The sequence below is a fragment of the Paenibacillus sp. DCT19 genome, assembly GCF_003268635.1.
In the GTDB taxonomy this organism is placed as follows: domain Bacteria; phylum Bacillota; class Bacilli; order Paenibacillales; family Paenibacillaceae; genus Paenibacillus.
Genome location: NZ_CP029639.1, coordinates 5,810,001 through 5,833,162 on the forward strand (window position 1 = coordinate 5,810,001; position 23,162 = coordinate 5,833,162).

14 protein-coding genes are annotated in these 23,162 nt (G+C 46.1%); 1 reads left to right on the forward strand and 13 read right to left on the reverse strand.

All coding sequences use genetic code 11. The features are described 5' to 3' along the window. Positions 1–531: 531 nt before the first annotated feature. Positions 532–1,893, forward strand: coding sequence for a molybdopterin-dependent oxidoreductase (locus tag DMB88_RS26615; protein WP_128103691.1), 1,362 nt, complete (start codon positions 532–534; stop codon positions 1,891–1,893). A 418-nt stretch (positions 1,894–2,311) separates the two neighbouring features. On the opposite strand, the gene ligA is transcribed toward DMB88_RS26615, so the two are convergent. From ligA to DMB88_RS26680, 13 genes are all read right to left on the reverse strand, one after another. Next, the gene (gene ligA, locus DMB88_RS26620) at positions 2,312–4,324 is read right to left on the reverse strand and encodes an NAD-dependent DNA ligase LigA (protein WP_128103692.1); all 2,013 of its coding nucleotides are present in this window, start codon (positions 4,322–4,324) and stop codon (positions 2,312–2,314) included. A 229-nt stretch (positions 4,325–4,553) separates the two neighbouring features. Continuing rightward, positions 4,554–6,911 carry a DNA helicase PcrA gene (pcrA, locus tag DMB88_RS26625; protein WP_128103693.1) on the reverse strand — a complete coding sequence of 786 codons (2,358 nt, stop codon included), beginning with the start codon at positions 6,909–6,911 and terminating at the stop codon, positions 4,554–4,556. A 446-nt stretch (positions 6,912–7,357) separates the two neighbouring features. Continuing rightward, positions 7,358–8,053 (reverse strand): heptaprenylglyceryl phosphate synthase, encoded by a 696-nt coding sequence (locus DMB88_RS26630; RefSeq protein WP_128103694.1) that lies wholly within the window; start codon positions 8,051–8,053, stop codon positions 7,358–7,360. A 174-nt stretch (positions 8,054–8,227) separates the two neighbouring features. Then, positions 8,228–9,103, reverse strand: a complete 876-nt coding sequence (locus DMB88_RS26635; RefSeq protein ID WP_128103695.1) for a phosphatidylinositol-specific phospholipase C/glycerophosphodiester phosphodiesterase family protein — start codon at positions 9,101–9,103, stop codon at positions 8,228–8,230. Between the two features lie 190 nt (positions 9,104–9,293). Further along, positions 9,294–10,178, reverse strand: coding sequence for a dTDP-4-dehydrorhamnose reductase (gene rfbD, locus DMB88_RS26640; protein WP_128103696.1), 885 nt, complete (start codon positions 10,176–10,178; stop codon positions 9,294–9,296). Then, entirely contained in the window at positions 10,168–11,196 is a 1,029-nt protein-coding gene (rfbB, locus tag DMB88_RS26645) for a dTDP-glucose 4,6-dehydratase (RefSeq protein WP_128103697.1), read from the reverse strand. The genes rfbD and rfbB overlap by 11 nt, the downstream gene beginning before the upstream one ends. Positions 11,197–11,210: 14 nt before the next feature. Beyond that, positions 11,211–11,759, reverse strand: a complete 549-nt coding sequence (rfbC, locus tag DMB88_RS26650) for a dTDP-4-dehydrorhamnose 3,5-epimerase (RefSeq protein ID WP_128103698.1) — start codon at positions 11,757–11,759, stop codon at positions 11,211–11,213. 243 nt (positions 11,760–12,002) lie between these two features. Further along, positions 12,003–12,887 carry a UTP--glucose-1-phosphate uridylyltransferase GalU gene (gene galU / locus DMB88_RS26655; protein ID WP_128103699.1) on the reverse strand — a complete coding sequence of 295 codons (885 nt, stop codon included), beginning with the start codon at positions 12,885–12,887 and terminating at the stop codon, positions 12,003–12,005. 90 nt (positions 12,888–12,977) lie between these two features. Continuing rightward, the gene (locus DMB88_RS26660) at positions 12,978–16,445 is read right to left on the reverse strand and encodes a DEAD/DEAH box helicase (protein ID WP_128103700.1); all 3,468 of its coding nucleotides are present in this window, start codon (positions 16,443–16,445) and stop codon (positions 12,978–12,980) included. Positions 16,446–16,565: 120 nt separating this feature from the next. Then, positions 16,566–19,079, reverse strand: coding sequence for a U32 family peptidase (locus DMB88_RS26665; RefSeq protein ID WP_128103701.1), 2,514 nt, complete (start codon positions 19,077–19,079; stop codon positions 16,566–16,568). A gap of 305 nt (positions 19,080–19,384) precedes the next feature. Further along, entirely contained in the window at positions 19,385–21,286 is a 1,902-nt protein-coding gene (locus DMB88_RS26670; RefSeq protein WP_164848796.1) for a stalk domain-containing protein, read from the reverse strand. Positions 21,287–21,328: 42 nt separating this feature from the next. Then, a complete protein-coding gene (locus DMB88_RS26675) occupies positions 21,329–22,504 on the reverse strand; it encodes a S1C family serine protease (RefSeq protein ID WP_128103703.1) in 1,176 nt (391 codons plus the stop codon). A 270-nt stretch (positions 22,505–22,774) separates the two neighbouring features. Further along, positions 22,775–22,984 carry a hypothetical protein gene (locus DMB88_RS26680; protein WP_056693600.1) on the reverse strand — a complete coding sequence of 70 codons (210 nt, stop codon included), beginning with the start codon at positions 22,982–22,984 and terminating at the stop codon, positions 22,775–22,777. Positions 22,985–23,162: the final 178 nt, after the last annotated feature.

Consider the following 23,162-nt stretch of genomic DNA (forward strand, 5'->3'; position numbering starts at 1 on the left):
CTTGTTGCCCGTTACTGTAACGAATCATCAGTCGGACAGGAATTATATCTTATCATACTGATCGACTTAGTGTCAATCTTTTTTTCGTCACCGTTCGAATGTTTTCAACATTTCAACGTCCGAAGCGACAAGAAATAATATATCATGCTCACATTTATTTAGCAAGCATTTTTTGAAATATATTAGTTTATAATCATCACGATTCATATAACAACGAATTTTTATTTTTTTATTAAGCACAGTTCGCTTACACACCCATCAAAGTAATGTTGAAACTCCCCGTTTTTGGGCAGCCATAGGACATACCAGTCTATGATTATACTTGTTATTTCCCCCTCTGGACATCTTTAATTCAGCATCAGCTTTCTACGTTGAGAGTGTTTGAAGAAAGTGATCCAAAGCTTCTATAATGAGGTATATAAAAATGAATATGTTGATTGCTCTTAACGTAGCTGCGGTCATTAGTTACTTCTTTATGTATAGAAGAAACATGAGAAAGTTTACGAATTAAATTAGGTGAGGTGATCGCATTTGAATCGATGGCTGAAACGTGTGCGCAAAGGATATGGCAAAAAACTCGTATCCATTCATGCATGGAATGCTTGGATTGTAGTCATCCTTGCCATTACTGGCTTGATGTTAGTTGGAGGCTTTTGGCGAGAGTTACTGGGCATTGGACGTGTATGGTTGAAATGGATCCACATTGTTGTTGGTTTGGCCATGTTAGCGCCTGTCGTATACTATTTGATTTTGGCAGGTAAGCATTGGAAGCAGCTTCGAAACAGGCCATGGCAACGTGCAAACACAATTGTAGTTCTTGTACTACTCGTCGGCTGGCTAATCTCAGGTATTGTGTTATGGCAGTTCAAGCTCGCCGGTCCGAAGATGTCGAATGCTGCATTACTCACTCATGATCTATTAACTTGGATTGGACTACCCTATATTATCTACCATTCGATCACCCGCACGAAATGGTTGAAGGATCCTGCACGCAGGGCGGTAACGACTAGAACGAGTTCATCCGATCAAAATGAGATCCAATCAGGCTCACCTGTTCCTTCAGATCAAGACACTTATGTAGCATCATCATCTTCCTTCGATTCGACAATAACGTCTAGGGACGAATTACTAAACGACACCGGTAAACCTCAACCTGTATATACGCGACGAGCTTTCATTCGCTCTGCTGTTGGTCTGGGACTCACCGTTACGCTCGGACCTACATTTGTATCTTGGATTGGGCGTAATATAAATATGAAAAATAGCATCGATTCTATGTTGGAGAATGATCCCAATCGTATGGTTCCTTTACCTCAGCCCATGCCTGCTTCTTCCCCTCCAATCGGCGGAGGCGCAGAGGGACATTTTCGAGTGTATACGGTCACTCCGATTCCCTCTTTCTCCAATGAAAACTGGTCATTCCGAATTGATGGCTTAGTTGAACGAGGACAGATCTGGAACTGGGAACAGTTTGTGAAGCTCACCCGTACGGTTCAGGTCAGCGACTTCCACTGCGTTACGGGGTGGTCTGTTTACAAAAACACTTGGGAAGGAATCACCCTCAAACAGTTACTGGCTCACGCCGGTGTGAAACCTGAAGCACATAGCGTCAAGTTTTATTCTGGAGACGGAGTGTATACAGATGCAATCACGTTAGAGCAAGCCCAAATGGATGATATTATGATTGCTGTCATGCATGACGGTAAACCAATCCCAGCAGATCTGGGTGGTCCAGTTCGCCTGGTTATACCTCAAATGTATGCTTATAAATCGGTGAAATGGCTCAATCGAATCGAACTGATTGACAGCGAACATATTGGATACTGGGAAGAACGCGGATATGATAAGGATGCATGGCTCCCGGGGTCAAAAACACGAACTCCTAGCCTTTAATAGTTCTGCAAGCTTATCAAGCCTGCTGATCTCATTATCTCTTTACCTCAACGTTGCAGTTTGAAATAATTCCTCACTCAGTGAACGATAAAGAAAGAAATTGGTTGGAGGATTAGTTTCCAAGCTTCATGCAAACAAACTTCACCGAAAGCAAACACCTATCCTTCACGAGATCCTCTTTAAAAGAGGAATTGGAACACACATAGAATAAATAGGATAACTGTGACAGGATGATATGCTAATACTTGGCGGCAAGTGTACTTCCTTTCTTCCTTTCGTTCAAACTATAAAAAAGACCGAGTTGCACATGATCGTGCCATTCGGTCTTTTTTATATTCATGAATTTCAGCTAGCCTATGCCGCCACTTTATTTGTAACGTCATAACCTGATCATCAGCGTTATGTTCATATCATTTACTTATAGGTTTAACAGACGAACCAATTCATCCTCATCCTCAATCGTAGGAATACCGAGATCATGCGCCTTAGCCAGCTTGCTACCTGCTTTCTCTCCAGCGATGACAAGGTCTGTCTTTTTGGACACACTACCTGTCACTTTTGCACCCAGAGCCTCAAGCCTTTGCGTAGCTTCATCTCGCGTCAATTGATGTAACGTCCCAGTGAGGACAACCGTTTTGCCACTGAAGAAGGAATCCTCCACAACAACTGCAGGAGCTTCCGGCGCTTGCGCTTTCACCCCTAGATCCAGCATTTTCTCAATAGCCGCCTGTGTGAACGGATCAGCGAAGAAATTGACGATGCTCTCAGCCACTATACCACCTACATCAGGAAGCTCAATAAGTTCCTCCACCGTTGCATTCATGATTGCATGCAGATTACGATAATGATCGGCGAGCATACGTGTTGTTGACTTGCCCGTGTTCGGAATACCTAGTGAGTACAGGAACGATGCAAGGTCACGGTCTTTACTCTGCTCCAGCGCTGCCAGCAGGTTACTCGCTTTCTTTTCACCAAAACGCTCAAGCTTCACTAGATCATCGAATTGTAACGTATATAGGTCTGCCGGCTCACGTACATTCAGTTCATCATACAGCTGGATCGCTGTCTTCTCACTGAACGTCTCGATATCCATGGCGTCGCGCGAAGCAAAATGGGAAATACGAGCTACAGTCTGCGGCTTGCACGCCGTCTTGTTATTACAGAACAAATGAGCTCCCCGCTGCTCTAATGGAAAACCACATGCCGGGCAGTGTTCTGGATATACAATCTCTTCGCCGTCGCTCTCCTCCGTCACCTTACCAAGGATCTCAGGAATAACATCATTAGAACGACGGATAAATACTCTTGCGCCCAATGCAAACTTCAGATTTTTCCGCTCAATGTCACCCACATTGTTCAACGTACAGTTCTGTACAGTAACTCCCGCAAGTTCAACAGGTTCCACACGCGCCAGTGGTGTGACCTTCCCGGTACGTCCAACATTCCAATCTACGGCCTTTAGAACAGTCGTTGTCTCTTCAGCCTCGAATTTGTATGCGACAGCCCAGCGTGGGAATTTATCTGTGTACCCCAGTACCTCACGGGTACGCATATCCGTAAGTTTGATAACTGCTCCATCGATCAAATAATCCAACTGTCCACGATTCTCTTGAATGGCAGCCAGTTGCTCCATCACATCATCGAATTCCTGGAAATAGGTAATGGACGGGTTCACCTTGAAGCGATTTTCTCTGAGAAAATCCATCATCTCCTGATGCGTGGAGAACTGAACGTTATCCGAATATCCAATGTTATAAAAATAAGCATTCAGACGACGCTCTGCTGTTGTCTTAGGATTCAGGTTACGGAGTGCTCCTGCTGCGGCGTTGCGCGCATTTTTGAGTGGCTCGGCTGCAGTCTCATTGTATCGTTCCAAGACAGACAGATTCATAATTCCTTCTCCTTGAACTTCAAGGGTACCTTCGGTGTAAGGAATTTTAAGCGGTACGGATTTAATGGTTCGAACCTGAGCCAGAATCCCTTCACCTACGGAGCCGTTCCCCCGTGTAGAAGCTTGTACCAATTCTCCATTGGTATAAGTCAGATTCAAGGTTAGCCCATCAAACTTCAGCTCGATGACATAGCCTGGCTCCGGCAAAGGTTCATCTGGATTTTTGGTATTATAATCGTTCACTAACTTCAATACACGTGTATGCCAATTTCGAAGCTGTTCAATGTTCTGAGCTTTGTCCAAGCTCCACAGTGGAGATAGATGTCGATGTGGTGTGAAGCCTTTGAGCAATTCTCCACCGACCCGCTGTGTCGGAGAGTCCGGCAATACTATACCACTCTCTTGCTCCAGTGAGACCAGTTCGTCATACAAAAGATCATATTCCTTATCGCTGATCTGTGGCTGATCCATCGTATAGTATTGATAGTTATGTTGGTTCAGCTCAGTTACGAGTTGCTCCATCCGGTTCATTGGGTCCATACAGGGCCATCCCTCCGTTATATTAATCTTAACTCGAACTATATGTGATCATATGTCAAATATATATGTAGAACGAACGTCAGAGCATGGCTCTGCGTTCGCTCTTGAATCGACTTCATAATTCCCTGACGCGAATTCATGCAACTTAGATAGGAGATAAGAGAATTCATCATAACTGATAGATCCAGCTAAAGGTTATAGATAATATTCTCTTATAGACTTATTAGACTTATTCTACTTTGGTAATAGGTGCAAAACCAGCAAGCAGACGCTTCACCCCAACTGGAGCCGGGAATGCAATCTGCAGCTCGGTATCATTACCGCTACCTTTTACCGCAACGATTGTGCCTGTTCCCCACTTGCCATGCTGCACTTTATCCCCTGCTTTGAAACCTGATTCACTATTCGAAGCCGCAGGCTTGGAAGCAGATGATGGCGTAGCGTATGTTGGACGTGAGGTGCTTGTAGTTACACGGGAAGTTGGTGCGGATGCACTAGCGGAAGAACCACTCCGGCTTTGATGTTCGAACAGCTTAGCCGCACTACCACCAAAGTTACTTCCACCGCTGGAGCCTAGTCCACGTCCTCCATAAGATCCCCCAGTGTTCGTACCACGACGATAACGGTCACGTGCGATCGAGGTATCTTCTTTTAGCTCATCCGGAATTTCGTCAAGGAAGCGGGACGGTGGATTCGCCGTTGTGCGTCCAAACAACGTCCGCATCTGAGCACACGACAAGAACAACTGCTCCTCCGCGCGGGTGATACCTACATAAGCAAGGCGGCGTTCTTCCTCCAGCTCTTCATTATCCATAAAGGCTCGACTATGTGGGAAGACTCCTTCTTCCATACCCACGATAAAGACAACCGGGAACTCCAGACCTTTGGCACTGTGCATTGTCATCAAAGTCACCGCATCGCTCTGATCCTCTTCATCGTCGTTCATGCTGTCTATATCCGCAATTAAGGCGAGATCGGTGAGGAATGAAAGAAGTGTTTTGTCTTCATTATTTTTCTCGAACTCCATCGTTACGGACAGGAACTCGTCAATATTCTCCAGCCGTGCACGTGATTCGAGTGTATTCTCATTTTGCATCTCAATACGGTATTGACTCATCTCCAGAATTTTCTCCGTCAGTTCAGTTACCGACAGATACTCTACCATCTGGTGCAATGCAGCGATCATATCATAGAACTCCACTAACGCATTGCGCGTCCGACCTGCAAAACCAAGATCGTCCACAACCTGAAGCACACGGAAAATGGAAACTCCACGCTCACCGGCAGCCGCCGCAAGCTTCGCAACCGTTGTATCCCCAATGCTACGCTTCGGCACATTAATGATCCGAGTGAGGCTGATATCATCGTCCGGGTTAGATAACAAACGAAGGTAAGCCAAAATATCCTTGATCTCTTTACGATCATAGAACTTGATGCCGCCGACGATCTGATAAGGAATATCCGACTTAATTAGAATTTCCTCTATTACCCGAGACTGGGCATTGGTACGATACAGAATGGCGTGGTTCTGATAGGATTTGCCGTTCTTCACATTTTTACTAATCTCGGAGGTTACGAAATAACCTTCATCATGCTCGGAATCAGCACGGTAAACCTTAATCTTGGAACCACCCTCTTTGTCCGTCCACAGCTTCTTCGGTTTGCGTCCGGTATTGAGACCGATCACTTCATTCGCTGCATTCAGAATGTTAGAGGTTGAGCGATAGTTCTGCTCCAGCAAAATCGTCTGTGCCTCTGGGTAGTCCTTCTCAAAGTTCAAAATGTTGCTGATATCCGCGCCGCGCCAGCGATAGATCGATTGGTCACTATCCCCTACTACGCATATGCGGTGGTGACTGTCTGCAAGCATGCGGCAGAGCATGTATTGTGCACGGTTCGTATCCTGATACTCGTCCACGTGAATGTACTGGAATTTCTTCTGATAGAAGTCGAGAACTTCCGGCACTTCTTTGAAGAGTTGAATCGTCGCCATAATGAGATCGTCGAAATCGAGCGAGTTGTTGGCTCTTAACCGCTTTTGGTACATCGTATATACCTTCGCCACAATCCCCTCAAAATAGTCGCCTGCCTGCTTCTCATATTGCTCAGGACTGATCAGTTCATTCTTCGCTGTGCTCATCATCGCCTGAACCGCTTTGGGTTCGAACTTCTTCGTATCGATATTCTGATCCTTCATACAGCTACGAATAACAGATAATTGATCAGATGAGTCCAAAATACTGAAGTTAGGTGTAAAACCGATTCGTTCAATGTCACGGCGCAAAATACGCACACACATGGAGTGGAATGTGGATACCCAGATGTCGCGGCCTTGAGAGCCACCTACGAGTTGGGATACCCGATCCTGCATCTCCCGGGCTGCTTTGTTCGTAAAGGTAATTGCCAGAATGCCCCAAGGGGGTGCTTTGCGTGTTGCGATAAGGTAGGCAATCCGGTGCGTAAGCACTCGGGTCTTACCACTTCCCGCTCCTGCCATAATCAGCAGCGGCCCATCCGTCGCCTCGACGGCTTGTCGCTGTGGGGTGTTAAGCCGTGCCACGGCATCATGTATATTAATAGGTTGCATGCATGCATGCTCCTTTCGTTGATTAATCTTATAAAGGGTGCTAGGGGTTACACTTGTCACTCCGAGTGCAGTAGCATCTTCCGATCGTCGTTATCCCCAGATTTTTTGATCCCCTTTGTCAAAGGGAAAATCCGGTGATAAATACGAACACTTCGTTTCTCCAGATCGCTTCTGCACTCTCCGTTCGGGTGTAAACATCGTATCCTTATATTTTGGTGTTAGGTAAAAAAAACCAGAAAACTGTAGTAACTTTTCAGTTGTAAAAAGGGACACTTCGTTTTCTCAAATCGCCCCTCAATCTACATTTCTGTCTGAAACATAAATCGTGAATGCAATTGTTGAAAGAGGTTTGAAACCCCTAATTGCGATATTACTAAGTTATAAAGGGCAAAGTTCTATTTTAACAGATTCGAAGAGGGATGTGGGGGAATGGTAAACTAAACCGCTTAAACCGATTGTTTCACAGCCTGCACAGTTTCCAGCGCCTTCTGTAAATCACTATAAATGATGTTCCCTACAACAACGGTATCTGCAACTTGAGCAGCTTGTCCTGCTTTCTCCGCCGTATCGATTCCGCCGCCATAGATAAGATGTGCCCGATCCAGTTGTCTGTGCACCTCACCGACCAGTTCCATGTTGCCAAACGTACCGCTGTACTCCATGTATACAATAGGCAGGTGAAGCAATCGCTCCGCAGCCTGAGCATAAGCAACGGCAGCCTCTGTCGTTAGCTCGGTATCCGCTCCGGTGAGTCGTGCCACAGTGGAGTTCGCATGTAGCACAACGTACCCCTCAGCAATAAGCAAATCCCACGGGATCAGATAACCATAACGCTCTATCGCCTGCTGGTGCTGTCCAATGATCCATTTGTTATCTGTCGCATTCAGCACGATGGGAATGAGATAACCGTCAAATCCAGGGACGACCGCCTCCAGATCGGATACTTCAAGCACACACGGCAGCTCATAACGACGAATACGAGACATGAGATCTACGGTGTTGTCATACGTAATCCCTGAAGAACCTCCCACGATGATCGCATCCGTTCCAGACATACATACCTTGTCCAATGCTTCATCTGATATTTCTCGATCCTGGTCGAGCTTAAAAACATGTCTCCACTGCTTAATCATGTCTATCAACGAACATTCCTCCAGAGGTTCTTCTCTATCCTTTTGAAGCTTATAAACTCAGTCTAAGTCAGCAGGGAGTGAGTGTCAATGTTCGCATAAAAAGGGGAACAAAAAATTACAGACTCTCCCCACATGTTCAGGAGTAATCTGTAATTTTTTGTAAGAAAATCCATTAAACATAAATTAGGGTCGCCAGGCAAACCTCGTGTTCATCTGCTCCAATTCTTGTTCGGTCAGGATATCGGAATAGACGCCATACACGCCCCATTTTTCATAGCTCGCTACTTGATCTGTATCATTGATAGTGTGTACATAGGTAACCGCTCCAGCTTTGTTCAGCTTGGCGACGAAGTTCTGATTCACCTTATATTCAGGCATTGTTACTGCATCAATATCATTCTTTTGCACAAAATCGACCACCTGAGCCTCTGTATCCGGGGTAGCATATAACGTATAAATAATGGAAGGAAATGCATAGACCTCTTTCACCGTTTGCAGCATCGGCTCGTTATAGATCTGAACTACAATGCGATCAAGCACTTCTGAATCATACTTCTTACCCGCATTCACTAAGGATTGCAGAACCTGCTTAATATCTTCGTCCTTCTGCTCCTTGGTGTCTGTCACAATGTACATGTCCGGGTAATGGGCGAGCACATCCACAATGCCTTCTGCATCCATCGGTTGATACATGCCGAGAATTGGCGTGTTCATAAATTCATCATACGTCAGTCGCTCTGCCTGCTTCTCTTCAGGAAGTTCTTCATCCTGTCCTAACATTTTGCTCATATTCGCTGTCCATTCATGTCTAGCCACTGTTTTGCGATCAGATGTCAGCATAAAATCAATTTCAAACACACGTGTGCCTTTCTCGTAATTCGCAATCATCGCCTCATAAGCGTTGGTGTAAGGTTGATCCCGAATACTTCCCATGGCATGGGCAATTAAACGGTATGCTGTAAAGCCTTCCCGTTGCTCCTCACTCTGACGATCATAGGCAAAAAAGAGCATACCTACGGTAACGAGAAGTAATGTAAGAACTGCGGCGATGCGTTTCATAGGGCATTCACTTCCTTAAGTGAGTGATAGTATAGAAGATTAAGCGGATTGGTCATCTATCATCTGGATTAGGATTGCGCGCATTACGCGAATACACAATTGCTTTTTGGTAACTAACTACCCTGATATGAGAGGTATCAAACAAAAAAGCCGCCCATAGGCGACTGTTAAATGAAGGAATGTGGCTGAGCTATCCATTCTTCTGTACATCTTTTAACTCTTGTAAAAAAGCAATCAAAGCTTCTCTCCAAGGTCTGAGTAATTGTAAACGGTTCGTCCGGAGCGCCAGATGATCCATCACAGAATAGGAGGGACGCGGAGCTGGTCGGGGGAACTTCTCTGTGGAGCACGGTATTAGTGTGGCCTTCAGATGAAAATCATCCTGCTTCGCTGCTTCTTCCGCAATCGCCTTGGCGAATTCATACCATGTACACGTTCCCGTGTTGGACACATGATAAATGCCATACTGCTCACTTAGAGCGAGGACGCTCACAAGATTAGCAAGATCCACAGTGTACGTTGGTGATCCAATCTGATCTTGAACCACTTGTAACTCAGGGCGATTCTGTAAGAGCTCCAACATTGTTTTCACAAAATTATGACCGTATACCCCGAACACCCATGATGTCCGTACAATGAACCATTGTGAGCATAAACTCTGCACTAACTGCTCCCCGGCTAGCTTCGATCGGCCATACACACTTTGTGGATTGGTTATATCATACTCTCGGTAAGGCACACGGGAAGTTCCATCAAAAACATAGTCTGTACTAATATAAAGTAGTTTGGCCTTCACTTTTTCCGCTGCCACTGCAATATTACGTGTTCCTGTTGCATTTACTGCGTAAGCCGTTTCTTCATCCGTCTCCGCTTGATCCACCGCGGTATAAGCAGCACAGTGAATAATTATGTGAGGTCTGAACGATATAATAGTCTTGGTACATTGCTGTTGATTCGTGATGTCCATCTGTTCCCTATCACAAGCCATTACATGATGACCCTCTCGCTGGAACGTCTGTACAACATCTTGACCTAACTGACCTGCTGCTCCCGTCACCATCACTCTATATTTCATTTGGCTCACTCATTTGATTGTCTTCATGAGGTTTCACACTATTCTGGTAGGCACCCGATTGGATACGTGTCCACCATGTTTTATTATCCAAATACCATTGGATCGTCTCTTTGATCCCGGTTTCGAAATGATGCACAGGCTGCCAGCCAAGCTCTGTAGTCAATTTGGTCGGATCTATCCCGTAACGGCGATCATGCCCTAACCGATCTTGTACATATTGGATCAAACTAGTCGGTTTGCCAAGTTGCTTGAGAATGGTTTCTACAATATAGAGATTGGTACGCTCATTATTTCCACCAATGTTGTATACTTCCCCAACCCGTCCACGATGGATAACTAGATCAATTGCACTGCAATGATCCTCAACGTAAAGCCAGTCGCGTATATTCAAACCGTCTCCATAAATCGGAACTGCCTCATCATTCAAAGCACGGGATATAATAAGCGGAATGAGTTTCTCTGGAAATTGATATGGACCGTAATTGTTGGAGCAACGTGTAATATTCACCGGCAGACCGAAGGTCTCATGGTAAGCTCTGACCAAGAGATCTGCACCGGCCTTACTTGCGGAGTAAGGACTGTTCGGCATCAGCGGTGTCTCTTCGGTAAACAAACCGGTCGCACCAAGAGAACCATATACCTCGTCCGTAGACACTTGCACAAATTTGGTGATCTGATATTTCTTCGCCGCATCGAGCAGAACTTGGGTGCCCAGTACATTCGTTCGAACGAAAATATCCGGCGATACAATACTGCGATCCACATGGGACTCGGCAGCGAAATTAACGACAACGTCGATGCCTTGCGATATAATCTGCTCCATCTGTTCTACATTCGTGATATCTGCGTGGATAAAACGATACTGCGGATTGGATTCAATGGATTGTAAATTCTCCAGATTTCCTGCATACGTTAAAGAATCCACATTGATGATCTCATAATCTGGATGTGTGCGAAGCATATACATCACAAAGTTGCTGCCTATAAATCCAGCTCCCCCAGTAACGAGCAGTTTCATGGTGTCTCTCTCCTTTAGTCAAAATTTACTTCGGCATCCTGCAAGCAGGGATGTTTCTGATCCTTATCGGATAAAACAGGATTCGTTATGGGCCAGTCGATTGCAAGTGCTGGATCATTCCACAAAATACCACGATCGTGTGTAGGCGAATAGTACGCATCTACCTTATAAGATACTAGAACGTTAGGAACAAGGGTACAAAACCCATGTGCAAACCCTTGGGGAACAAGGAGCTGACGCTGATTGTACTCACTGAGTATAAAACCTTTCCATTGACCAAATGTCTTGGAGGATGGACGGATATCCACGATTACGTCATAGATTGCGCCAGATAGTACTCTCACGAGCTTGGTTTGAGCCTTAGGTTGAAGCTGATAGTGCAACCCTCGGATAACACCCGCTTCCGCAGATAAGGATTGATTGTCCTGCACAAATACATGGTTGATCCCCTGTTCTTGTAGCTGCTGCTCATTATAGCTCTCCATAAAATAACCTCGATGATCACCATACACCTTAGGCTCCAAAATAGCCGCCCCGTCCATAAACAGTGGAATTACTTTCATCGTATCCCTCCGTTATCATGTTACTGGGTTTATTCATATTGACTATATATATGTAAAAGATCAGGTGTGTGATTGTTCATCGGCCCGCAAGATAGAATATTCTCATGTACATATGAAGTTCATTTAAAGTTACATAAGAACAAACTAAGCCAAGCCAGAAAGGTCATTGGCTTGGCTTAGAGATGAAAGATCAGAGATCAGTTAAATGATAGATGTAATATGGGGAAACACAATATAAATTCTTTACGATTTATTCTCATTCACGATCTTCTCCAGGTACTTCAACAATTCCTCACGCAGGTCAGGACGTTGCATCGCATAATGAAGGGTTGTCTCAATGAAGCCCAGCTTCTCTCCTACATCGTGACGCAAACCATCAAAGTGGTAGGCGAGAATCTGACGTTGATGATTCAGTAGAGACAGCGCATCGGTAAGCTGGATTTCTCCACCTACCCCGACAGATTGGCGACCCAAAATTTCGAATATATCTGGTGTTAAAATATAACGACCCATAATAGCAAGGTTCGAAGGGGCATCTTCCTGCTTCGGCTTCTCGATTAAACGACGTGCACGGAATACACGATCTTCAGTGTTCGGGATAGCTTCCCCATCAACAATCCCGTACCGAGATACCTCATCCCAACCAACAGGCTGTACGCCAACGATCGGCGACTGTAATTCATCATAGACCTCAATCATCTGTTGCAGACAAGGGTGCTTGGACTCAACGATATCATCGCCAAGCAGGACAGCGAAGGGTTCATTGCCGATAAACTTGCGAGCACACCAGATCGCATGCCCTAGACCTTTGGCTTCCTTTTGACGAATATAATGAATATCAGCCATCTCAGAAGGTTTACGTACCTGTTCGAGCAGATCCCACTTTTGCTTACTTGCCAAGTTCTGCTCTAGTTCGAAGGAGGAATCAAAATGATCCTCGATAGCACGCTTACCCTTACCTGTGACGATAATGATATCTTCAATCCCTGAAGCCACTGCTTCTTCAATAATGTATTGGATCGTCGGCTTGTCCACGATGGGCAGCATTTCTTTGGGCATTGCTTTCGTGGCTGGGAGAAATCGGGTACCCAGTCCGGCTGCAGGAATAATGGCTTTGCGTATACGCATGCTGAATCCACCCCTCTGATCAAAAAATTATGAAACACGATAATATAAATGGATTAAAATAATGGACATCATCTACGTAATTGGAATCCATTATACCATCAAAAGTTCCCGAATATCCTGTTCCGATAATGTGGTCGATCCACCATCTCCCGGCTCGATCACTTCTGCAATGAGGTCTTTCTTACGCTGCTGTAGCTCTAAAATTTTCTCCTCGATGGTGCCCTCCGTAATCAGACGAATGACTTGTACCACTTGCTTCTGTCCCATCCGGTGAGCACGACCGATTGCTTGCTCCTCCACCGCAGGGTTCCACCACAGATCGTACAAAATAACGGTATCCGCTCCGGTTAAGTTCAATCCCGTGCCGCCTGCTTTTAAGGAGATAAGGAATAGTTCACCTTCTCCTTCATTGAATCTACGACACATCTCTACACGGCTGGCAGCAGGTGTCTGTCCATCGAGATAGAACAAATCCCGTCCCTGCGCCGCCAATGTCTGCCGGATTAGGCTCAGCATACTCGCAAACTGTGAGAATATAAGGATACGTTTACCCGCAGCAAGACAATCTTCCACGGTCTCTAGCAGCTGTTCCATTTTGCCTGAGTCTCCCAGGTAACCTTCTACAAAGAGCGCCGGATGGCAGCATAACTGTCTTAATCGAGTAATACCCGCCAATATCTTGATACGGTTCTTATTGAACCCGCCATCCTCCATATCTTTTGAAGTCTCATCCTGGAGCTGAGCCAGATAAGCCGCATAGAGCTTCTTCTGTTCATCCGTCAGCTCGGAGCGCTGTACCGTCTCAATTCTGTCCGGCAGCTCCTCAAGCACATCTTTCTTCAAGCGACGGAGAATGAATGGACGTACCATCGGCGCAATCCGCTCTGGAGGTAGATCACGGAATCTCCGATAGTTCGGAAACAAACCAGGGAAGACCGCTTCAAAGATCGACCACAACTCATCCAGGGAATTCTCCACTGGCGTGCCTGTGAGCGCAAAGCGACGCGGAGCTTGGATTTGCTTAACTGCTTGAGCCGTTTGAGACGAAGAATTCTTAATTGCCTGCGCTTCATCCAAAATAAGCGTATGGAAGCTTCTGCCCAAGTACATGTCTAAATCCCGTCTCAGTAATGGGTAAGACGTCACAATAACGTCTGCCTGATTCATATCCGCAAGCATCGAAGCTCGCTCTTCTCGGTGTCCTGCTGCAATTAACACACGCAACTGTGGAGCAAATCGTGCAAATTCATTCGCCCAGTTATAGGTTAACGAAGCTGGGGCGACAACAAGCACTGGAGGATGCGTAGCCCTCGTTCGGATGGTTAATCCGTCTTGTTGTGTGGTTGTCCATACACCATCCGTAGCGGCAGCCATATCATCTAAAGGGAGACTCGTTACCTGATCATCGCTGTATTCAGGCTTCTCCTGAAGTGATGCCGTGATGTAGGCAATACTTTGTAGCGTTTTGCCAAGTCCCATATCATCTGCCAAGATGCCTCCGAACCGATAAAATGCAAGCGTACGAAGCCATTGGTACCCGCTGACCTGATAATCACGCAGCACAGGTGCTAGCGCGGAAGGCAACTCAAAATCCATTCCATCCGGATCGCGGAGGTGATCCAAGAAACGTCGTAACGAGCCGCCCCATTTTACATGGTTGGACACTTCGTCACGCCCTGGTAGTTGAAGTGCCCGAACAGCAGGCAACGATAGCTGGCTGCTGTTCATATCAGCTGCCTCTAAACCAAGCGAGTCAGCGAGACGCGCAAAGCTCTCAGCCCCTTCATTTTCAAGTGAGACAAACACGCCGCTGCGTAAACGGAAATAAGGTTTCTTTTCCACAATACTACGCATAATCTCTCGCAGCTCCAGCTCATCGATGCCTTCCATTTCAAACGAAATTTCTAGCCAATCCAGTCCTTTACCTAGATCTGCTCTTACTTTGGGAGGCGTAGGATAGGATTGCATCATCGCTTTCACTGCATGTGGCATATAAATATCTACGAAACCTTCGAGCTCAGGGAGCAAATGATACATGACATCATAGATCGCATCTTCTCGTTCACTCGTCCACACACTCCCATCCCGTTCTAGAAAAGAGTGATCCAAACGATCAATCAGATTCCGTTCCGCATGGCGATCACGCACGAGAATGATCTTCTTCTCATCCTCATCTATCAGATATTCAGCAAGTGGATTAATAACCATGACACTATAATCGAATTCCAGACGTGCGGTAATCCGCTCTCGGTAGAAGTCGATATATAACTTCGGTGCAAGTTCCGGCTCCGCAATCTGCTCACGCACCTGTGAATCAATAGATAAATGTCCAAGGAGACGAAGCTCCGGCACAACATGCTGTACAAACTCATCCACCTGCTGGGCTGAAATGTCGATGCTTTCTTTAATGCCATACGAGGTGAGCGCCTTGCTTAGATCCTCTAAGCTCCGCATCTGCATTGCATCTAACATATGCAACTGTCCTTCCACGACAGCAGCATCATACGCAGGAAGCAGAATCAGTTCACGTAGTCCAGAAACTTCAAGCTGATACCCTTCATTCGAGCCCTGTGCGATACGATAGTACAAAGGCAATACACCTTCGCCTAAGGTCAGCGGCCCATTAATAAAACCCGTACCTTCCATTCGGCTATCCGCCTGAAGCAACAATTCGAGCAGCGGCTTCCAAACTAATGGAGCAATGAGAATATCCCTTCCATCGGAAGCACCCAGGTACCCAGATATCGATTGTCGATAAGCTTCCTCACTCTGTCTCATTCGAATCAACATTGATAGAATAGCCTGATTCTGAGCATTAAAATAGTGCATGGAAGGATCGTAGAGGAATAACTTCGTAAACGACATCGGTTCGCCTTTCTCAATACAGTTGAGGAATTGCTTTACCTTCTGAACAACGTACAGTCGTTTGCCTCCAACTTTCAGTTCAAGAGCCAGTTTGGCTCCCCCTTGATGAACCTGTACGAGTTTGCATATAAACTGCACATGTAACTCTTCCCGCAGCGAAGACCGTGTGACAGGTGCTGTGTGATGCCGTCTATGCTCATCTACGTAATGGCGTTCCTTGGCAAACATAGACAAAATCTGATCTGCTGTCCGATAGGAGGGTTTATCTGCCGACCTGCCCCATCCTGGAGCTGAACTTGGACGGTTTGCCTGAGCAAAATGAACTGGAGCAGGACGTTCCCATTCACGTTCTTCTACTAATGTACCCACTTTGGAAGGGAGATTGCTTCTGGACTCACGCTCCTGCTGCTCTCCCCATTGGTGAATCGACAGCAATACAGCCGCGACATGTTTACATTGGTCATAATAGCTCGTGTCGTTGGGACAGTTGCAGTCGGCTACAATCTCCCCCACCTCATCGAGGTCAACGGTGACTTTATAACGCTGCGTGCCGCGAACCAACGCTTCATAATGCTTTTGATCCTCGCTGGCAGTGAGGCCCGTGACCCTTCCCGATTCATTGTAGGCTTCGCCTTGCTTGAATGCCGTGACTCCGCACAGCAATTTAATATCCATGATTGTGAATGGCGCCACGGATTTTTCGCCTCCTTATTCATGCAGAATAATGGACATCAACTACCCCGTCACGATTATTCAGATTTTATAGAAAAAAACCCCAAGAGCTCCGTAAGGCAGAGATTGGGGTTTGTGAGCTTATTTCACCAATTGACCACGCGTTACGCCGAGTTGGTTTGTTGCTTTTAGGGTTTTCCAAACTTGCGTACCGCTGATCTCACCGCGCAGTGCACGGTTGTATAGATCAATAACTTCACGTACTTGTTCAGGTGTTTCCTCTAGGAATTCTACACGGTAACGGGATACGCCCAGATCCATGAAGTTGGCTAGATATTCAGCACCAGATTGCTCTACTGCGTTATAAACGGTATTACGGCAACCTTCATCCACACGTACGGGGTGAGACATACCGATCCGATCCTGCAGAGATGCGCGGGAATCTTCACATGGACGTCCACAGTTCGTATAGTCCGTACCTTCACTCATAAACGTACAGTACACGCAGTGTTCTGTATGGAACATCGGCAGATGCTGGTGAATAACCACTTCCATCTTGTCTGTCCGTGAGCGACCCAGCAGATCAACCATTTGCTGAATGTTCAGGTCATATGAAGGAGTGACCGAATCACAACCTGCTTCCAGGAACAATTCAACAGCCTTGTGATTCGCAATGTTCAATGAGAAATCACCGATCAATTCCGGATGCTTCGCATCCGGGTTCTCCATCCGATGACGGAGATAGAAATAAAGTGCACCCGTGTTACGTACCAGCACTGCATCCGGCTTCAGACGCAGGATGTTGTTGTGGTATCCGTTCTCGCCAGGCATATGAATACGCGGAGTTACCAGCGCAATTTTGCGTCCAGCCGTCCGAACAGCCTCTACAGCTGCCGGGAACTGTTTGATGAACTCGAAATCAGCGTAGATCATCTCAATGCCCGCTTCCAGTGCTGCCTCTACTTGCGGCAGACTACGGCAGAGCGCGGTCAGTTCCGCTTGACCACGAGCAACTGGCGATGCTGGTTTCACCGTATCGCCATATACGTCCACCGCACGTTTCACGTAGACAGGTGGTTTAGGACGCTCACCCGCGAGCTGTTCAACCGCCTGACGGCGAATATTGTTCAGCTCGCGCATTGGGATAATGATATCACCATGCAGGTTGACATCCAACTGCTCCAGTTGGAACACCGTACCACCCAAACGTCCAAACTGCTCTTCGAGCAACTCGTATGTCATTGGACGTTTCTGAGCGATATCCAGTTCCATCTCGGAGTCTACACGGACTGTTGTGCCCTTCTGCACATCTGTCCACCACGTACTAAGTGGCTGTCCCGGGCTGCCAATCACTTTGACGGTTACCGGGAACACACGGTATGGCTTATCTGTCTCAAATGACTGACGCAGACGTTTATCCAGCGCAGGGTCATTCGTTTTCCATACTTTGTCGCCAACCTTCACACGGCGCAGATCCACATCACTACGGCCTGGCACGATGTCCACAATCCAGCCCTCTCCAGCTTCACCTTCGAGTTTTACGCCTTTACGACGCACATCGTATACACGCCCGCCTTCTTCCTTCTGCGTTGGATCTCCGGCATCAAATACAATTCCGTCTCCACGCTTCACCGGTGCATCGAGCTTCAGAACGACGCCATCGCGCAACACTTGGTCAACACGTCCAAGATAGACACCACGGCTTTTCGGGAATGTACCATCTACGAGTTGCTTGTTATTCGTACCATCGAGGAAGCCATGCGTGAAGCCACGAGAGAAACTCTGTTGCAGTTCACGAACTTCTTCCTTACTAGGCGGTGTGTTATCTCCGTCAAAATACCGGTCAATCGCTTTGCGATATTTACTTACCACGTTCGCCACATATTCTGGCGTTTTGAGACGTCCTTCAATTTTGAAAGAAGTTACACCTGCTTCGATCAGTTCAGGCATCAAGTCAATCGCAGCCAGATCCTTAGGAGACAGCAGATATGCCACATCACCCATCGGTTTATGCTCACCATCGACCATCAGATCGTACGGCAAACGGCAGGCCTGTGCACATTCTCCGCGGTTCGCAGAACGTCCACCCCACATTTCAGAAGTAAGACATTGACCCGAGTAGGATACACAGAGCGCACCATGGACAAATACTTCCATCGGCAATTTTGCCTGTTCTCCGATCTTCTGAATCTGCTTCAAGTTGTTCTCACGTCCAAGCACGACACGTTCCATGTCAAACGGCTTCGTAAATTCCACCGCTTCCGGGGATGTGATCGTCATTTGCGTTGAACCGTGAATCGGGAAGTCCGGCGAGATTTCGCGGATCAATTTGACCAAACCAAGATCCTGTACAATTACCGCATCTACGCCAGCATCTACACAAGCATCAATGAGTTCTTTGGCATCCGCCAACTCATTTTCAAAAATCAATATATTAAAGGTCAAAAAACCTTTTACGCCGTAACTGTGCAAAAACGCCATAATCTCTGGCAGCTCGTCCATGCGGAAATTGTTTGCGCGTGCGCGTGCATTAAATTTTTCGACTCCGAAGAAAATAGCATCTGCGCCGTTGGCTACCGCCGAACGCATACAGTCCCAGTCACCTGCGGGTGCCAGAAGCTCGACATCTTCTCTTCGTATTGTTGCTGTTTTCATGTATATCCTCCCCATAACCGGCTATGTGCCGGATTTCATGCCTGAACGTCCAACCTATCAATTAAAATCATTCAATCATTCTATCTATACATATGTCTGTATTCCCCGATATCCAGGCCTACAGTCATTCTTTCATATCAGATCAGCAGTCATAACTCCTGAACTAGTATAGTGTACCACTTCTGCACCGACTCTTCTACGCTTTCCTGAAAAAACCGTTTACCATTTTCATACGCAAAATAAAAAACCGAAAGGTCTTCTGACCTTCCGGCATGCATGTTATATATTATTGTTTCATAACATCCTTATTTAATAAATGTGAATGAGTTCAATACTTTTTCCAACACAGCTACCTGAACTTCCGTTCGATTCGCATCATTCAGCCCACTCGTGATCGTATACGTGATTCCATTCTTCTCGAATGCAATCTGACGTCCGCTATAGGGTACACCCTTCTCCACGTCCTGATAGGTAAAGGAATAGGCAGGCACACCTGCAAACGTGATCTTCTCACTATTCATTAGCTTGAAGTTCTTGCGCGTTTGACTTGCTTTCGTATACGCTTCTCTCAGCTGGCTGGCCGTCATCTCAAGCGTTTTCTCTTCGTCTGCAGCAATAGAGAACTCTCCACCCGTAAAAGTATATGCCACTGGAGATTGTTCGAACTGATCATTATAAGGCGTCCAGTAGCGTGGAATATCTACACTGTACTGATAGCGTTTGGATGTCCGTGTACGTTGCTTCGATTTGTCTATCAAATAGTAATCCTCTTCCAATTGACCAAAGTTATCAGCAACGATATCAAAATCAATATAGATACTCTCAACAATGCGTTCAAACCATGCTTGATCTTGCTTCTGATCTTCCGGGAACGAATATTCAACATAATAACGATAATCGCCCTTCTGCAACAGTACATTGTACTCTGTCTGCCATCCATCGCCAAAGTTATAACGGAACTCCCGAACCTTTGCTGTCTCTCCAGACATATCCATCGTATAGGATCGGATAGGCTCATAGTTATCTAGCGTGAATGCCTCACGCATCCACTTGTCCAGTTGTTCACTCCATTGTTCAATGGTAGCCCCCTTAGGCGTAGATGAAACGATCATTTCCAAGTATGCTCCATCCTTCGCTTGGTAGGACAGCTCGTTATTGTCCATCGACCAACCTGCTGGTACATTCAGCTCAATGCCATAATCACCATTGTGGACGTAACGCATCCCTTCAATGACTGTAGATACATCTTTAATGGAATCGTCTGACTGATCATAGGTAGGCTGGAATGAGTCCAGTAATGCTGCATGTTGATCGAGATCCATATAATAGACCGCATCATAATCTGCAAAATAAATACTATAGAGACGATCATTCTGGACGTATTGACGTATCTCCCAGAACATCCCGTCCTTATCTTTCACAACAATTCGGGCATATGGCGTGTTGGTTTCATTGACTGCTTGGCGATCCAGCACAACGTCTTCCGCTAGCTTCGCTTCCTGTAGAAGCTGTTGTAACAAATCATCGGCATCAAGTGCAGCATTCTGATCGCTGACATACACCTGAAGATAATAACTTTCGTCTGCAGGGCCAAATGACATCATGCGCTCCTGCTCTTCCGATTGCAAAGTAATCATATCTTCTGGGTAGTCGATCGACCAGCCATAATAACTATTGCCGATTCTCGTTTTACCTGCATCCACATCGATGTCGTCCTCGTCCACATCCGTCGGCAATTCCGTTTGCGCTAAGCGAATGACGATTTCTCCTGAAGACGTTGGAGCAAGTGTTGCGCCGATTCCTGCTGCCACCACGCGAAGCGGAACCATAAGTACACCATTCACCATTTTAGGGGATGTACCCATGTCTTTTTTGACGCCATCCACCCAGGCAATCGGACTACCAATCGTGATCGTTACCGTATGTGCACCTTCCTTGATTTTGACAACATCATTGCTCTCCAAACGGATTTCACTGCCAAAAGCCTTCTTGAAAACGCCGACAGGTACCATGGTCACGCCATTGCTCTTGTAAGGCTTCGCAATAGTTTGTTTGCTTCCATTGATGTAAGCGTAAGTGCTTCCTGCTTGAATTCGCATTTCGTTAGTAATGCTATCCTCGGATGCCCATGCTGGCATGGCTAAGGCAAAAGTCAGTACCCCAGCCAACATGCCTGTGCTCAGCACACGTAAAAATGACTTCTTCATTCCGTTCATTCGTCCTCTCTAAGTACGGGCTACTTCCCGTCGTTATTGTTCTTCATCCCCTGTTAGAAACGCTTCGATCTCAGCCTCGAAATCTGCTCGATCTCCAAGTACCAACGTGCGGATAACGATGTCACCATCCGATTGCATCATCAGTTTCACTTTTTGGCCTGGCAAATACGCTTTGAGCAGCTCATTGATATCGGCCGCCGAAGATACACGTGTGACTCCGATACTATATAACAGGTCACCCTCTTGGATTTTGGCTTTCTTCGCTGCATTGGACAACACGCCATTTACCGTTAAAGGATCATCCGTAGGCATTCCTACGACAGTAGACCAACTTTCTTCCAGCAGTATTCCAAGACTTGCACGTTTCACCTTACCGTATTTGAAATACTGATCGATAACATATTGCACCGTATCCACCGGAATCGAAAATCCCGTGTTATCTATGCCGATTTCCGTATATTTCATCGAGTTAATACCGATAACTTCGCCCTTCAAATTGAACAATGGACCACCGCTGTTCCCTGGGTTAATGGCTGCATCGGTCTGAATTAAACGATAGTTCGCTTCTTCCACTTCGCGGTTAAGTCCACTAATCACACCAACCGTTGCTGTATTCCGCAAGGCAAATGTAACTGGTGTCCCAATCGCAATCACCGTCTCTCCGACAGAGGTCTTTGACCCTTTGGCGAATGTCGCCGGTTTGAGCGATTTGGCATTAATTTTAATGAGTGCAATATCACTGATTGGATCACTGTATGTTTTGGTAATGTTGTATGTATTGCCATCTGACGTCACAACGAGTGGATTATCTAAACCATCAACGACATGTGCATTCGTTACAATCCATCCATTCGACCGGATAATTACGCCTGTCCCATGCGCCAGATCATATTCATCGGAGGATGCGTCGCCATGTTCGTCACTTGCTTTACCAATAATGCTCACAACGGATGGAGACACCCTTTCAATGATTTTTGGGATCATCTCATTTCCTTTATAAAGATAGGTGCCCGTCTTGGCATCATATTGTCCGTTACCCCCAAGTGCCTTAACCAAGTCCGCGGAACTGACATACACTTGTCCATCAACGACTTTGGCTTTCATGCCAGCACCTGCCGGCGACTCCGCTGCTCCTGCTGCTGTTGCCACACTAATGGAAAGCACCATCGCCATCATCATGGCTATACTTTTTCTTCCTAACCTGTTCATTCTCTCACTCATCCCTTTCGGTCTATCCTCTGTTATCGGTTATGTAGCCTACTCTTTTAATCTCTTCTCTCTACCTTGTTCTGTCAGTATCCTCCAATCTATCACACAAATTATGGTTATACAATTGTTCTGAGTCCTGTTTTTCATAGAAAGTTCATTCCACTACGCTGACCTTGATCCAACAAAAAAAACACCTTCCACCATTAGCTCTGGAAAGTGCTTCGTCTGTGTTCTTATCGCTATACGCAACTACGTTAATCCGTAATCTAACTAATTGAACCATCCGGTAATCATGGCATAGTCCGTCATCAAGAAAACAAGCAAACTGACCACTGCAAATCCGATCGCAAACAGATTCTTCTTAGGTGCCCGAATCAATCGCACAACGCCTATGAAGATAATAATCGTAAACAACAGGACAAAGATATCAAATGCATTAAAATTCGATGTACTCGCCGTGGCAGCCTCTGCAAGCAACATGGATAGACAAACCTCCTCACCATAATTAAACGCACATTTAGGCAACGTCCCAATAAACAACATTTAATTCCGTATCTGAAACGCTCCAATTCACTTGTGAATCCGTGCAAAAAAGCTAACTCCTGCCCAAATATCTAACTCTATGTTAGCCGTAGCCTGCTTGTAATGCAAGCCCTAT